The sequence below is a fragment of the Pseudomonas sp. R1-6 genome, from assembly GCF_051132115.1.
GTDB lineage: Bacteria > Pseudomonadota > Gammaproteobacteria > Pseudomonadales > Pseudomonadaceae > Aquipseudomonas.
This window is the reverse complement of sequence record NZ_CP071662.1, coordinates 2,550,135-2,564,056: the sequence shown is the minus strand read 5'-3', so window position 1 is coordinate 2,564,056 and position 13,922 is coordinate 2,550,135. Positions and strand designations below refer to the sequence as shown.

The window sequence follows — 13,922 nt, the reverse complement described above, 5'->3', positions numbered from 1 at the left end:
GCGCAGCGCATAAGAAAGTACCGACACTTAACCAACGACACGCAAGGAGAAACACCATGAAACCCACAATGGCGCTCAAACCATTGGTTTTCGCTCTCGCCGCTGTCATGGCAATGGCTGCACAGGCTGACGGAAACGGTCACGGCAATGGTCATGGCAACGGCCATGGCAACCACGGCCCTAAAGGGCCAACGCTGGAACAACTGCTCTCCATCAGCGCCGGCGCTGGGGCCACGGTGCTGGATGTGCAGAACAGTGACGGCAACGAAGTGACCAACCAGGCGACCCGAAACACCGCCGAGGCCACTGATTCCCTCAATGGCAGCAACGGCAACATGGGCGCCAACATCGCCGCCGGCGATGGCAACCAGCAGGACAATGCCGCCGCACTGGCCACCGCCGATGAAAGCTTCATCTTCGGCTCGGCTGTCGCCATGTCCAGCGCCACGCAAGTCAATAACAACAACTACGTCAAGAACAACTCCACGCTGAACAACGCGTCGCTCACCAACGCGGGCAACAACGGCTCCGGCAACATCGGCATCAACGTGACCGCCGGCAACTTCAACCAGCAGAAAAACAACCTGGCCATCGCTGTGTCGGGCGGCCGGGTGGCTCAAGCCGCTGCGTCGGCTGACCAGTCTTCCACCGGCCTGGTGGTCGACAACAAAGGCGTGAAGAAAAACGAGGTTGTCACCCTTACCAACAGCTACGAGGCTTCTGGCACCTTCAAGGCCAAAGGCAACGGTACCGTCGAAGATGACGGCGGCTGGGGCAACAGAGGCGGTTACGGTGGCGGTCACGACGACGACAAGTTCAAGTTCTCCGCCGTCGGCACCTTCGAACTGGCCGGCAGCAACACCCAACAAGTGTTGACCCGCGACGGCTGGAAAAACCCTGTAATCAACAACGCAACCATGACCAACTCCATGAACGGCTTCTCCGGCAACGGCGGCGCCAACGTGTCGGCGGGCGTGGGCAATCAGCAGAGCAACTCGCTGTCGATTGCTGCGGGTTGCAAGGCCTGCATGTAAAAAAAGCTTCCCTGTGGCAGCGGGCCCTGCTCGCTCCCACAGGGGCTTTTCCCGATATCCACTAGGCGTATCGATCATGCGTGCGAGAGCGCTTTGCCTGTGTCTATGCTTTGCCTGCGCGAGCGAAGCCGCGCAGATGCCCGTTGCCGCCCTGCCTGGCGGCATGCTCGTCTACAAACCGGTGCAGAGCGTGCGCGAACGCAAGTTCAGCGACATCGTCGAGCAGAAAACCGACTTCAGCTGCGGTGCCGCCGCACTGGCCACCGTGTTGCGCCAGGCCTATTGGCTCGACGTGGATGAAGAACAGGTTATCAAGGGCATGCTGGTCAATGCCGACCACGACCTGGTTCGTACCCAGGGCTTCTCCATGCTGGACATGAAACGCTACGTCGAAACCATCGGCATGCGCGCCCGGGGCTATCGGATACCGCCGGAGAAACTTTCCGCGGTGACGATTCCAGTCGTGGTCCTGATGGATATACGCGGCTACAAGCACTTCGTGGTACTGCAGCGATCCGACAAGCAATGGGTCTACATCGCTGACCCGGTGCTGGGGCACAAACGCTACGCCCATGACGAATTCGTCAAAGGCTGGAACGGCATCGTCTTCGCCATCGTCGGCCCCGGCTACGACAAGACCAACGCGTTGCGCAGCCCACCGCAACCCCTGACGGCACGCAACAAACTGGACGGCTTCAACCCGGTCAAGGACGCGGAACTAATGGATTTCGGCTTCATTCAGAGCGATTTTTTCTAATCGCCGGACAACTGCCAATAAAAATACAAAAGGAGCAGGAAGCTCCGGGAGCAACACATGAAAACCTCATACTGGCTCACGCTGGCCTGCCTGGCCGCAACGACGTCGGGTCTTGCCCACGCCGGTTTCAAACCCATTGAAGTCAAGGATCAGGAACTCGCCGAGCTTCGGGGTCGTTATGTCATGCCTGGGCGAGTCATCAGCTTTGGCATCGTCATGAGCAGCACCTGGCGGAACGCCAGTGGCGACGTGATCGGCGCGTCAAGCTCCATGCAGATCCAGGCCTCGACGGTCAAACCGCAGTTCTATGTGTCCACCATCAAGCAGACCGGCAACGGCAGCGTCCCGGAACAGGGCAACGGCACGGTCACCGGCGGCGCCGGCCTGGGCTCGGGCCAGGGCGTGACCCAAAGCGTGCGAGCCGCGGGTGACGGCAACACGGCCTATAACAACGTCAGCATCAACGTGAAGGAAAGCAGCCACGCCCCTGCCCTGGCCCCCTCGCAAGGCCAACTGTTGACCAAGGGCCAGACCATCAGCGGCAGCAACGCCGCCGGCAGCGTCGCTGTCACCGCGACCGGCAGCGGCGTGCAGATGGCGATCCAGGCCAACCATAACCAGGGCAATACCCTGCAGCAGGTGGCCCAAGGTGGCTTGTTGCAGAACACCCGCCTGCTGGGTAACAGCAACCTGGTCAACAACATGACCCAGCTCAATGTCGTACTGAACAACAATGGCCCCAGCACCGGAGCCCTGGACTGCAACCTTACGCAGCTGCGCGGCCTTCGAAACCTCGGATATTGATCTACGCTGATCTCCAATCATTGGGCAAATAGGGACGGCATATTTCATGTATCGATCCGTATCGTTGCGCGCTGTGATGTGTTTAAGCACGATGTTCCCGGCAACCCTGGTGCAAGCTGCACCGGACTCGGACATCGAGGCCCTGAAACAAGAACTTCTAGAGCTCAAGCAACGGTACGAGGTCCAGCAAAAAGCCCTGGCGGTCCTCGAACAACGCGTCCGCCAGGTGGAAGACCAACCCACCGCCCCGCCGCCCAAGCGCCTGGCTAAATCCCCGGCCGACATGAAAGGCAACCAGGGCGTGGCGGGCAGCGGCGCGGCCAGTTCAGGAGGCAGCGGTTACGGACAGTCCCTGGCCGACGATTCGCAGCCGGCCCAGAGCGTCTCCAACCTCTACGATGAAGCCAGCGGCTTCTTCGGCGGCGGAAAATTCAGCTTCGAAACCGGCGTGACTTATTCGCGCTACGACACGCGACAGCTGATCCTCAACGGTTTCCTGGCCCTGGATTCGATTTTCCTGGGCAATATCAACCTCGATCGGATCAAGGCCGACACCTGGACGCTGGACCTCACCGGTCGCTACAACTTCGACAACCGCTGGCAGTTCGACCTCAATGTGCCGGTGATCTATCGCGAATCAACCTACCAGTCCGGTGGCGCCAATCAAGGGGCCGCCGGGGTGACCAGCGAAGAAACCGTCACCCGCGACCCGACCATCGGCGACGTGAATTTCGGCATTGCCTACAAATTCATGGATGAATCGGTCAGCAGCCCGGATGCCGTGGTGACTCTTCGCGTCAAGGCACCCACCGGCAAGGATCCGTTTGGCATCAAGCTGCGCCAGTCCCAGGCCAACACCAACCTGTTCGTTCCCGAAGACTTGCCCACGGGCAACGGCGTCTGGTCGATCACCCCGGGCATCTCCCTGGTCAAGACGTTCGATCCGGCCGTGCTGTTCGGCAGCCTTTCCTACACCCACAATTTCGAAGAATCCTTCGACGACATCAGCTCGACCGTCAACCAGGAGGTGCCTGGCAAGGTGCGGATCGGCGACAGCTTCCAGATCGGCGCGGGTATCGCCTTTGCCCTGAACGAGAAGATGAGCATGTCGTTTTCGGTCTCCGACTTGATCCAGAAGAAAAGCAAGCTCAAGCAGGACGGCGGGGATTGGGAATCGGTGGTGTCCAGCGACGCCAACGCGGGCTACTTCAACATCGGCATGACCCTGGCCGCCAGCGACAACCTGACCATCGTGCCCAATCTGTCCATCGGGCTGACCGACGACGCACCGGATTTCACCTTCAGCCTGAAATTCCCGTATTACTTCTGATGCAAAGGCTGATCATGCAATCGACAACTGTGGGAGATCACAGCCTTGCGCATTAGCCAGGTCGGCGAATCCTGGTGATGGAGATTGCTGGCTTCGATGGCGACATTTACTGGCGCGGGCAATCCCAGTACAAATCTCGAATGTCATCGCGAGCAAGCTCGCTCCCACAAGTATCGTGGGGGCGTCCTACCGGTCGGTTGTGGGGCTGGAAGCGACGGACGTATTCGGCCTGATCGAACGACGCGGTCTGGAAACCTGACTCCCCACTGTGGGAGCGAGGCCGTTCAGCGAATCTGGTGCTTGTGCAGCAGCCGATAGAACGTCGGACGCGACACGCCCAGCACACGGGCCGCCACGCTCAGGTTGTCGCTGTGGCGATTGAGCACGTCGCTCAAGGCCTGGCGTTCGGCGCGGGTCTTGTAGTCTTCCAGAGTACCCATCGGGGCGACGACGCCCTGATGGCTGGCCAGGCCCAGGTCCCGGGCTTCGATCTGTCGCCCTTCCGCCAGTACCAGGCCGCGACGGACGCGGTTGGCCAGCTCGCGCACGTTGCCGGGCCAATCGTGCATCCCCATCGCCACTAATGCGTCCTCGCTGAAACTGCGAGGTCGGCGACCGGTTTCGTGACTGTAGAAATGGGAAAAATGGCTCGCCAGCATCGCCAAGTCGCCATGACGCTCCCGCAACGGCGCCATCACGACTTGCAGAACGTTCAAGCGATAGTACAGATCCTCTCGGAAACGCCGGAGCTCGATGGCCGCTTCCAAGTCCACATGTGTCGCCGCCAACACCCTGACATCAACGGCAATCGGCTGGCTGCCACCGACCCGCTCGATGTGTTTTTCCTGGAGGAATCGCAGCAGATTGGCCTGCAATTCCAGCGGCAAGTCACCAATTTCATCCAGGAACAACGTGCCACCGTGGGCGGCTTCGATCCGTCCGATCTTGCGTTGATGGGCGCCGGTGAAGGCGCCCTTCTCGTGGCCAAAGAGCTCGGACTGGATCAGATGCTCCGGGATCGCGCCACAATTGATCGCAATGAACGGTTTGTTACGCCGATGGGACTGGCAATGCAGGGTTCTCGCCACCAACTCCTTGCCGGTGCCGCTCTCGCCGCGAATCAGTACGGGCGATTCAGCCGGCGCCAGTTTGCTCAGTAACTTGCGCAGCTCGCGAATTGGCTTGCTGTCGCCCAGCAGCTCGTGTTCAGGCTGATCGATATGGACAGAGCCCTGCCCCCGCAACCGCGCCATGCCGAACGCCCGCCCCAGCGTCACCTGGACCCGGGACACATCGAACGGCAGGGTGTGGAAGTCAAAGAACCATTCGCAAACAAAATCCCCGACGTTCTGCAGGCGCAGCACTTCCTGGCTGAGTACGGCGATCCATTCAGTCCCGCTGCGGCTGATCAGTTCCTTGACCGCTTCCGGCCGCTCCAGATGGAAGGGCTGCAAGCGCAAGAGGCCGACGTCACAGCTCCGGTCGCTGGCATGCTCAAGGGAACAGCTGTCGACATCCCAGCCGATGGCGCGCAAGCCTGGCATCAGGCGATGGCAATCATCACAAGGGTCAACCACGAGAAGGCGACGCAACGCACTGGCTTCGATCATGACTGATCCTTGGCGCCAAAATTAAGGAAATATGATTAGAAACAGGCGTTTGGCGAACCTGCATGTAACAGTAGCAAGAAGTTGACACTTGCTTGTATCGATTAGTTATCAAGTCGGCCCAAAACCGGTTATAAGAAATGCGCTTCGTTAGTTTCCGCGCGTCGAATCTTTCACGGCGCTTTCAAACAAAAGCCGAAAAGCCTGGTCTGAAAGAAAATCGAAATTTATTCAAAGATTGTGTGACCTGGTCCCGGGTTCGGGACATCAGTACAAGTAACCCGCCGCACGGTATGCCCAACCGACGGCACATCATTTGATTGGGCACCCTTGAGAGATAAACGCCATGAACGCCCCGCTCCGTATCAACGAAGCTCTTTTGATTGCCGACCGCGCATTCCGTCCTTTCCAATGCGTGGCCTGGGCCCCACAAGACGGTAACGGCGAACTGAGCCTGACCGTCATTGACCGCACCAATACCCATATCGGTCGTACCCAGATTCCAAGCAGCGCCTACACCGACCCGGCGCAACTTGCCGACCTGTTGAAACAGGCCCGTGCCGAACTGAGCCAGGAAGGCTACAAACTTCAATCCTGGTCGATGCCGGAATAACTTCCCCAAGAAATACCGGTTCTTTTTCAGAACCAAAAAAACGGCGCTTTCCATTTCTGGATAAGCGCCGTTTTTTATAGGTGAGATCAAGCCGTTCGGCGGTCTTCTTCTTTCAAGCCTTGGAAGTGGCGCAAAACCGCAACACCAGAATGCCCGCAAGTGCAGCCAATGTAGAACCAGCCAATACGCCAACCTTCACTTCATCGATCAACAACTGCGCACCGGGGAACGCCAGGTTGCCGATAAACAAGCTCATCGTGAACCCGATCCCGCACAACAACGCCACGCCATATACTTGCCGCCACGAACTGTGGGTCGGCATTTGCGCCAGCCCGGTCTTGATCGCCACCAACGCGAAGGTGAAGACGCCGAGCTGTTTGCCCAGCAACAGTCCCGCGGCGACCCCCAACGGCACGGGATCCAGCAGGTTGCTCAATGACACACCCGCCAGGGAGACGCCGGCATTGGCAAAACCGAAGATCGGCATGATGAGAAAAGCGACCCACGGCGATAACCGTCGTTCAAGCTTGAGGGATGGGGAATCCTCTGCAGGGGCGTCTTTGTTCAGCGGGATGCAAAAGGCAAGTGCGACCCCCGCCAGCGTTGCGTGTACACCGGATTTTAGAACCAGCACCCACAACACCAAACCCAGCGCCAGATAGGGCAACAGTCTGGTTACTCCGGCCTTGTTCATGACCAGCAACACTGCAATCACTCCAGCGGAAGCCGCAAGCATGGTCACGTCCAGGCCGCTGGTATAGAACATGGCAATGATAGCGACCGCGCCCAGGTCATCCAGAATGGCAAGGGCTGAGAGGAAGACCTTGAGAGACATCGGCACTCGGTTGCCCAGCAACGAGAGCACACCCAGCGCAAATGCAATGTCGGTTGCTGCGGGGATGGCCCAACCCGCCAACGTTTCAGAAGAATGCCTATTGACCCAGGCGTAGATAAGCGCGGGGACAATCATGCCCCCCAGGGCGGCAAAACCCGGCAGTGCCCTCTGGCTCCATTTGGCGAGTTCGCCAATCTGCATCTCACGCTTGATCTCGAGGCCTACCAATAGAAAAAATATCGCCATCAGCGCATCGTTGACCCAGTGTTCAACAGACATACCCAGAAAAGAGGCATGCAGTACGCTGGTATAAGTGGTGAACAGTGGGCTGTTAGCCACGATCAGCGCGGCGAGCGCCGAAAACATGAGCACGATGCCGCCCGACGACTCCGATTGCATGAAGCGTTCCAGTGGCGTGGCCATGCGCGTATCACCGCCCTGAGTTGAGCTATTCCCCATTGTTTCCTCCCATAATCCGATCAGCGTCGGATTCTACCCAATACTCAAGCCAGCGGGGCAGTTGTCTTACAACTTGATGGAAACAAATTTCAGGCTCGGGAAAAAACGGCGGCTGGCAAGCATGACCACCATAAGAAAGAGCCCGCCCAATCATCCGGGATGGAAGGGAAGTCACCGCGGCAGGATGTACCGCTCGATCGCCAACGCCGCACCGTCCTCGGTGTTGGCTGCGGTGACAACGTCAGCCTGGCGCTTGATCGCCTCTTCGGCCTGCCCCATCGCAATCGAAAGCCCCGCGCGATGGAACATCGCCGGGTCGTTGCCACCATCCCCCATTGCGGCGGTCTGCTCCAGCGGCACGCCGAGGAACTCGGCCAGGGTCGACAGCGCCTCCCCCTTGTTCGCCTTCATCGCGGTCACGTCCAGATAGATCGGTTGCGAACGCGATACCTGGGCCTGGCCTTTGAGCAGTGGGTGCAAGCGCGCCTCCAGCTCCACCAGCAAGTCTGTGTTGGCGCTTGTCGCAACGATCTTGTCGATGCGCTCCAGATAGGGTTCGAAACTGTCCACTTCGACAGGCGGATAACCCAGGCCACGGGTTTCCACCGGCACCATGGGCCCATTGGCGTCGCGCACCAGCCAATCGCCGTCGGCAAACACCCAGACCTCGATGCCGGGCTGATCGGCGTACAAGGCCAGGGTGGCCAGCGCCGCCTCGGGCGGCAGGTAATGCACGGCCAGGAAGGTGCCGTCCGGATGCACCAGCGTACCGCCGTTGAACGCTGCTGTCGGCAGGTCGACGCCCAGCGCCTCGATCTGCTGCAACATTGCCCGTGGCGGCCGTCCGGTGGCGAGGCTGAACAACACGCCGGCCTCGCGCAACGAGCGGACGGCGGCGATGGTGCGCTGGCTGAGGCTGTGATCAGGCAGCAGTAAGGTGCCGTCCATATCACTAAGCAGGAAGCGGATGGGGCGTTTCAGCTGATTACTCATCCGAGGCCATGCCAGACGCGACCGTCGCGAGTCAGCAGATCATCAGCGGCCGCCGGGCCATCCTCCCCGGCCTTGTACGGCTGCACCGTTGCGTCTTCTCGCCACGCGTCGAGGAACGGCTGCACCGCGCGCCAGCCGTTTTCGATGTTGTCGGCGCGCTGGAACAACGTCTGGTCGCCTGTCAGGCAATCGTAGATCAGGGTTTCGTAACCCGTGGACGGCTGCATTTCGAAGAAATCCTTGTAGGCAAAACCCAGCTCGATATTCGCCATGTCGAGGGCCGGCCCAGGCCGCTTGGCCAACAGGTCGAACCACATGCCTTCGTTAGGCTGGATCTGGATTCTCAAGTAGGTAGGTTGCAATTCGTCGACTTCAGTGTCACGGAACTGAGCGTAAGGCGCCGGTTTGAAGCAGATAACGATTTCCGTGTCGCGCACGCTCATGCGCTTGCCGGTGCGCAGGTAGAACGGCACGCCGACCCACCGCCAGTTATCGATCATGACTTTCAGGGCGACGTAGGTTTCGGTGCTGCTGTCGGGCGCGACGTTGGTTTCCTCGCGGTAACCCTTCACTGCGTTGCCGCCTACTTCCCCGGCCGTGTATTGGCCACGTACCGAATTGGCGCGCGCCTGTTCCACCGACCAGGGGCGGATCGCCCCCACCACCTTGGCCTTCTCGCCGCGCACCGCGTCGGCACCGAAAGCGGCCGGCGGTTCCATGGCGACCATCGCCAGCAATTGGAACAAGTGGTTGGGCACCATGTCCCGCAGGGCGCCGGTGTGCTCATAAAAACTGCCACGGGTTTCGACGCCAACGGTTTCGGCGGCGGTGATCTGCACGTGGTCGATGTAGTGGTTGTTCCAGAACGCCTCGAACAAGCTGTTGGAGAAACGGCTGACCAGAATGTTCTGCACCGTCTCCTTGCCCAGGTAATGGTCGATCCGATAGATCTGCTTTTCGCCCATGACCTTTAGCAGGCAGGCATTTAGCGCCTCGGCGGTGTGCAGGTCGGAGCCGAACGGCTTCTCGATCACCACGCGCCGGAAGGCGTCATCCTGCTCTTGAAGCAACCCGGCCGCGCCAAGGCGGCGGACCACTTCACTGAAAAAACGTGGCGCGGTCGCCAGATAGAAAACCGCATTGCCAGTGCCGCTGGCGGCGATTTTCGCCGCCAGCGCTTCGTAGGTGCTGTCATCGAGGAAGTCACCCTGGACGTAACTGATGCCTTGGGCCAGCCTGGCCCACAGCGTCGGATCGAGCGCGCGGTCGGGATCGCCGCCCTTGCTCGCCGCTTCGCTACGAATGAAATCCTCGAGTTTTTTTGCAAAATCCACATCGCTGATGGCGTTGTGGTCAACACCCACGATCTGCAGGCCATCCCCCAACAGCCCGTCACGGCTGAGGTGGTAAAGCGCCGGCATGAGCAAGCGCTTGACCAGGTCTCCATGGGCACCGAACAGGAACAGCGTGGTCGGTGGCGCAGGTTGAGCCTTGGATTTCCTGCCGATCGAGGTCATTTTTTCGTAGTCTCCACATGGCCGCCGAAGCCAAAGCGCATGGCCGAGAGCATCTTGTCGCCATAGGTGGCCTGCTGACGGGAGCGGAAACGGGCAAACAGCGAACTGGACAATACCGGCACCGGCACCGCTTGCTCGATGGCGGCCTCGATGGTCCAGCGCCCTTCCCCACTGTCGGCCACTTCGCCGGAAAAGCCATCCAGCTTCGGATCGCTGGCCAATGCATCGGCGGTCAGGTCCAACAGCCAGGACGACACCACGCTGCCACGACGCCAGACTTCGGCAATGTCGGCCAGGTTCAGGTCGAAGCGCTGTTCAGGCGGCAGGCTTTCGCTGGATTTTGTCTTGAGGATGTCGAAGCCCTCGGCGAACGCTTGCATCATTCCGTATTCGATGCCGTTGTGGATCATCTTGACGAAGTGCCCAGAGCCGGCCGGGCCCGCATGGATATAGCCTCGTTCGGCGCGATCGTCGTCGGACTTGCGGTCACGGGTGCGTAGAATATCGCCCATGCCTGGCGCGAGGCTTTCAAACAGCGGGTCCAGGCGACGAACGACGTCGGCGTCGCCACCGATCATCATGCAGTAACCGCGCTCGAGCCCCCAGACACCACCGGAGGTGCCGACATCAATGTAGTTCAAGCCTTTTTCCGACAGCGTCTGGGCGCGGCGGATGTCGTCCTTGTAATACGTGTTACCGCCATCGATGACCACGTCGCCCGGCTCCAGCAGTTCGCTGAGCACGTTGATGGTGTCCTCGGTGGGTGCGCCCGCCGGCAGCATGACCCAGACCGCCCGAGGCTTTTGCAGCCCGGCGACCAGAGCCGGCAGGTCCGCGACCCCCGTCGCGCCTTCCTGGCTCAGGTTTTCGACGAAAGCGGCATTGCGGTCATAAACAACGGTGGTGTGCCCATTGAGCATCAGGCGCCGTGCAATATTGCCGCCCATGCGGCCCAGTCCGATGATCCCGAGTTGCATGTGCTGATGCTCCCTACTACAAATTAAGGTGTGTCAAAGGTTTAGCTCAAGGTGACTTGTGGAGGTTAGTCCAGAGCATTGCCGCATAGTTTCCGGGTAAATCGCCCGATCACAAAGGATAACGTTCAATAACCCGCCGAAGACACGTCGACCATGAAAAATAAAAAAGTTCCATCAACGGGCAAAAGTATTCAGAATTGGTGCCGATAAAGAATTGTCGCCAAGAAACTGACGACATCTCTCTAGTTGATGTAGCCATTTGCGAGGTGAGCAATGGGCCCTGTCGTTACCGCACGTCCTCCTCAGACCCTTTACGTGACCATTCGTCGCGACGAACTACGCCTGCTGAAAGAAGAGCGTGATTTGCTGCTTGATGAAGTGACGCAGTTGCGCTTGCAGTTGCAACACGCACAGCTTCCTTACCAGAGCCAGGCTTTGGCTCGCTGATTCTGGCCCAGGCGGCACGTGGCACCGGGCGAGCCGGTGTCACACTGACAAACACTCCCAATTACCCTTGTGGCGATCGAGCTTGCTCCATCGCCACAAAGCCGTTCCCGCCAAACCAGCGGAACCGGACGCCATGATTCGCCTGCAAAAAACTCACGAAGTTTTCACACCACCCTCGCAATACTCCTGCGCTGACAAATAGTTACGACGCATACTGCCGGCGCCAGATCGGTGCCAGTGGACCCCGTCGGCAAAAGCTGGAGCGCTTGATGAGTGTGTTCAAACGCAGCAAAACGACTGCGAAAAGTTTCGATTGGGCCGGGTTCGGCTGGCTTTTTCTGTTCTTCTGGTATTTTTCCGGCATTACCCAATTGCTTATCCTGGCAAGCGATACCTCAGGTTTCACCGGGTTTCGCCAAGCCTTCGTCATGAGTGCGTTCTGGCTGGCGCCGCTGCTGCTGTTTCCGGCTCGCACGCGCCTGCTCGCCGCGGCGATCGGCGTGGTGCTGTGGGCATGCTCGATGGCCAGCCTGGGCTATTTCTTTATTTACCAGCAGGAATTTTCCCAAAGCGTCATCTTCATCATGTTCGAGTCGAACGTGAACGAAGCCGGCGAATACATGACCCAGTATTTCGCTTGGTGGATGGTGCCGGCGTTCCTTGCACACACCCTGGTTGGCTATTTCCTCTGGACACGCCTGCGCCCGGTCTATTTGCCCCGGGGCCAGGCGATGATCGCCGCCGGCCTGATCGTCGTTGCCGTCGTCGGTTACCCATTGGTCAAGCAGACCCTGCGTACTGGCACGCTTGCCGGCGGTCTGGAGAAATTCGAGGATCGCATCGAGCCGGCCGTGCCCTGGCAGATGCTGGTGGCTTATCGTCGCTACGGTGAACAGCTGGAAAACATGCAAGGCATGCTTCACAGCACCAGCAAGATCGCGCCCCTGCGCAACCTCAAAGACAGCGCGGCCAACCAGCCCGCGACCCTGGTGCTGGTGATCGGCGAATCCACCAATCGCCAGCGCATGAGCCTGTATGGCTATCCGAGGGAAACGACGCCGGAGCTGGACAAGCTCAAGGATCAACTCGCGGTATTTGACAATGTCATCACCCCGCGGCCCTACACCATCGAAGCCTTGCAGCAGGTGCTGACCTTCGCCGACGAGGAAAGTCCCGACCTCTACCTCAGCACACCGTCACTGGTGAGCATGATGAAACAGGCCGGCTACAAGACGTTCTGGATCACCAACCAGCAGACGATGACCAAGCGCAACACCATGCTCACAACCTTCTCCCAACAGGCCGATGAGCAGGTCTACCTGAACAACAACCGCAACCAGAATGCCGCGCAATACGATGGCGACGTGATCGAACCGTTCAACAAAGCCCTGGCGGACACCGCGCCACGCAAGCTGATCGTGGTTCACCTGCTCGGCACACACATGAGTTATCAATACCGCTATCCGCCGACCTTCAATAAATTCACCGATCGCCAGGGCGTGCCCGCCGGCGTACGTGACGACCAGGTGCCGACCTACAACAGCTACGACAACGCGGTGCTGTACAACGACTTCGTCGTCTCCAGCCTGATCAAGGACTACGCCCGCACCGACCCCAACGGTTTCCTGTTGTACCTGTCGGACCATGGCGAGGACGTCTTCGATTCGCCAGGGCATGACACCCTGGGCCGCAACGAAGGCAAGCCGACCGCGCCGATGTACACCATTCCGTTCATGGCCTGGGCCTCGCCCAAATGGCGCGAAACCCATGACTGGAACTTCACCGGCGACCTGTCACGTCCTTACAGCAGCTCACACCTGATCCACACCTGGGCGGACTTGGCGGGCTTGAACTTCGATGAGCTGGACCGGAGCAAAAGCCTGGTCAGCGATTCGTTCACGGCGCGCCCATTGCTGATCGGCAACCCCTATCAAAGCCAGCATAAGGCGCTGATCGATTTCAGCCTCATGAAACCCAAGGGTCCGGCGGGCCAGGTCGTTTTGAAGTAGCCGAAAAGTCCCCGTTGCTACAGGGGTTTGATCCAGAACAACATACGGCCATGGGCCGGGTCGAACATGCCGGCGGCAAAACCGAACTTGGCATAACTGGCCTGGGCCACGGCGTTGCCTTCCAGCACTTCCAGGGTGATCTTGCAGCACCCACGCTGGCGGGCAATATCTTCGACTTTCTGCAACATCTTCTGGCTCAAGCCCAGCCCGCGAAACGCTGGCATCACCGCAACATCGTGGACGTTCACCAACGGTCGGCAGGCAAACGTCGAGAAACCCTCGAAGCAATTGATCAACCCTGCCGGTTCACCATTGACGAACGCCAGCACACTGAAGGCATGTGCGCGCTTGGCCAGTTCCTGGGGCAAATGCGCAAGCACTTCGGCCGGTAGCGAATGGCCGCCACCCATCGGATCCTCGGCATAGCCGTTGAGCACGTGGCAAATCGCTTCGGCATGGATCGGATTGCTGTAGCTGGCTTGCAATACAAGGATTTCCTTGGCTTCTTCCATGATCTTCCATCTCGTTTTCGGTATGGCC

At 59.4% G+C, this 13,922-nt stretch carries 13 protein-coding genes; 7 read left to right on the top strand and 6 right to left on the bottom strand.

The features are described from left to right. The first annotated feature begins 56 nt into the window (after nt 1–56). From J3P81_RS11745 to J3P81_RS11730, 4 genes are all read left to right on the top strand, one after another. Nucleotides 57–1,034: a heme utilization protein gene (locus tag J3P81_RS11745; protein WP_420766839.1), complete on the top strand. Its 978-nt coding sequence runs from the start codon at nt 57–59 to the stop codon at nt 1,032–1,034. Nucleotides 1,035–1,110: 76 nt separating this feature from the next. Further along, nucleotides 1,111–1,791, top strand: a complete 681-nt coding sequence (locus J3P81_RS11740; protein WP_420766838.1) for a C39 family peptidase — start codon at nt 1,111–1,113, stop codon at nt 1,789–1,791. 57 nt (nt 1,792–1,848) lie between these two features. Continuing rightward, nucleotides 1,849–2,595 carry a hypothetical protein gene (locus J3P81_RS11735; RefSeq protein ID WP_420766837.1) on the top strand — a complete coding sequence of 249 codons (747 nt, stop codon included), beginning with the start codon at nt 1,849–1,851 and terminating at the stop codon, nt 2,593–2,595. A gap of 46 nt (nt 2,596–2,641) precedes the next feature. After that, nucleotides 2,642–3,925, top strand: a complete 1,284-nt coding sequence (locus J3P81_RS11730) for a hypothetical protein (RefSeq protein ID WP_434563902.1) — start codon at nt 2,642–2,644, stop codon at nt 3,923–3,925. 284 nt (nt 3,926–4,209) lie between these two features. Here the strand turns inward: J3P81_RS11730 and J3P81_RS11725 are convergent, their stop codons facing one another. After that, on the bottom strand, nt 4,210–5,535 hold the full coding sequence (locus J3P81_RS11725; RefSeq protein ID WP_420766835.1) for a sigma-54 dependent transcriptional regulator: 1,326 nt from the start codon (nt 5,533–5,535) through the stop codon (nt 4,210–4,212). A gap of 343 nt (nt 5,536–5,878) precedes the next feature. Between J3P81_RS11725 and J3P81_RS11720 the strand changes: the two genes are divergently transcribed. Continuing rightward, the gene (locus J3P81_RS11720) at nt 5,879–6,145 is read left to right on the top strand and encodes a hypothetical protein (protein WP_030142711.1); all 267 of its coding nucleotides are present in this window, start codon (nt 5,879–5,881) and stop codon (nt 6,143–6,145) included. Nucleotides 6,146–6,257: 112 nt separating this feature from the next. Here J3P81_RS11720 and nhaA read toward each other — a convergent pair whose 3' ends face one another. The 4 genes from nhaA to gnd form a co-directional block, all read right to left on the bottom strand. Further along, a complete protein-coding gene (gene nhaA / locus J3P81_RS11715; RefSeq protein WP_420766834.1) occupies nt 6,258–7,403 on the bottom strand; it encodes a Na+/H+ antiporter NhaA in 1,146 nt (381 codons plus the stop codon). A gap of 207 nt (nt 7,404–7,610) precedes the next feature. Then, on the bottom strand, nt 7,611–8,432 hold the full coding sequence (locus tag J3P81_RS11710) for an HAD family hydrolase (RefSeq protein ID WP_420766833.1): 822 nt from the start codon (nt 8,430–8,432) through the stop codon (nt 7,611–7,613). Continuing rightward, nucleotides 8,429–9,949: a glucose-6-phosphate dehydrogenase gene (zwf, locus tag J3P81_RS11705; RefSeq protein WP_434563900.1), complete on the bottom strand. Its 1,521-nt coding sequence runs from the start codon at nt 9,947–9,949 to the stop codon at nt 8,429–8,431. Before zwf ends, J3P81_RS11710 begins: the two co-directional genes overlap by 4 nt. Beyond that, entirely contained in the window at nt 9,946–10,926 is a 981-nt protein-coding gene (gnd, locus tag J3P81_RS11700; RefSeq protein WP_434563898.1) for a phosphogluconate dehydrogenase (NAD(+)-dependent, decarboxylating), read from the bottom strand. Before gnd ends, zwf begins: the two co-directional genes overlap by 4 nt. A 273-nt stretch (nt 10,927–11,199) precedes the next feature. Between gnd and J3P81_RS11695 the strand changes: the two genes are divergently transcribed. Then, on the top strand, nt 11,200–11,373 hold the full coding sequence (locus J3P81_RS11695) for a DUF6026 family protein (RefSeq protein ID WP_196304772.1): 174 nt from the start codon (nt 11,200–11,202) through the stop codon (nt 11,371–11,373). A gap of 269 nt (nt 11,374–11,642) precedes the next feature. Then, nucleotides 11,643–13,382 carry a phosphoethanolamine transferase CptA gene (locus J3P81_RS11690; RefSeq protein WP_434563896.1) on the top strand — a complete coding sequence of 580 codons (1,740 nt, stop codon included), beginning with the start codon at nt 11,643–11,645 and terminating at the stop codon, nt 13,380–13,382. 17 nt (nt 13,383–13,399) lie between these two features. Here J3P81_RS11690 and J3P81_RS11685 read toward each other — a convergent pair whose 3' ends face one another. After that, nucleotides 13,400–13,894, bottom strand: coding sequence for a GNAT family N-acetyltransferase (locus J3P81_RS11685; protein WP_420766829.1), 495 nt, complete (start codon nt 13,892–13,894; stop codon nt 13,400–13,402). Between the last annotated feature and the right edge of the window lie 28 nt (nt 13,895–13,922).

What these genes read in the sequence shown, in the direction of transcription:
- J3P81_RS11695 (WP_196304772.1), top strand. Translation starts at nt 11,200, where the DNA reads ATGGGCCCTGTCGTTACCGCACGTCCTCCTCAGACCCTTTACGTGACC.
- J3P81_RS11720 (WP_030142711.1), top strand. Translation starts at nt 5,879, where the DNA reads ATGAACGCCCCGCTCCGTATCAACGAAGCTCTTTTGATTGCCGACCGC.
- gnd (WP_434563898.1), bottom strand. Translation starts at nt 10,926, where the DNA reads ATGCAACTCGGGATCATCGGACTGGGCCGCATGGGCGGCAATATTGCA.
- zwf (WP_434563900.1), bottom strand. Translation starts at nt 9,949, where the DNA reads ATGACCTCGATCGGCAGGAAATCCAAGGCTCAACCTGCGCCACCGACC.
- J3P81_RS11740 (WP_420766838.1), top strand. Translation starts at nt 1,111, where the DNA reads ATGCGTGCGAGAGCGCTTTGCCTGTGTCTATGCTTTGCCTGCGCGAGC.
- J3P81_RS11725 (WP_420766835.1), bottom strand. Translation starts at nt 5,535, where the DNA reads ATGATCGAAGCCAGTGCGTTGCGTCGCCTTCTCGTGGTTGACCCTTGT.
- nhaA (WP_420766834.1), bottom strand. Translation starts at nt 7,403, where the DNA reads ATGGCCACGCCACTGGAACGCTTCATGCAATCGGAGTCGTCGGGCGGC.
- J3P81_RS11690 (WP_434563896.1), top strand. Translation starts at nt 11,643, where the DNA reads ATGAGTGTGTTCAAACGCAGCAAAACGACTGCGAAAAGTTTCGATTGG.
- J3P81_RS11685 (WP_420766829.1), bottom strand. Translation starts at nt 13,894, where the DNA reads ATGGAAGAAGCCAAGGAAATCCTTGTATTGCAAGCCAGCTACAGCAAT.
- J3P81_RS11730 (WP_434563902.1), top strand. Translation starts at nt 2,642, where the DNA reads ATGTATCGATCCGTATCGTTGCGCGCTGTGATGTGTTTAAGCACGATG.
- J3P81_RS11710 (WP_420766833.1), bottom strand. Translation starts at nt 8,432, where the DNA reads ATGAGTAATCAGCTGAAACGCCCCATCCGCTTCCTGCTTAGTGATATG.
- J3P81_RS11745 (WP_420766839.1), top strand. Translation starts at nt 57, where the DNA reads ATGAAACCCACAATGGCGCTCAAACCATTGGTTTTCGCTCTCGCCGCT.
- J3P81_RS11735 (WP_420766837.1), top strand. Translation starts at nt 1,849, where the DNA reads ATGAAAACCTCATACTGGCTCACGCTGGCCTGCCTGGCCGCAACGACG.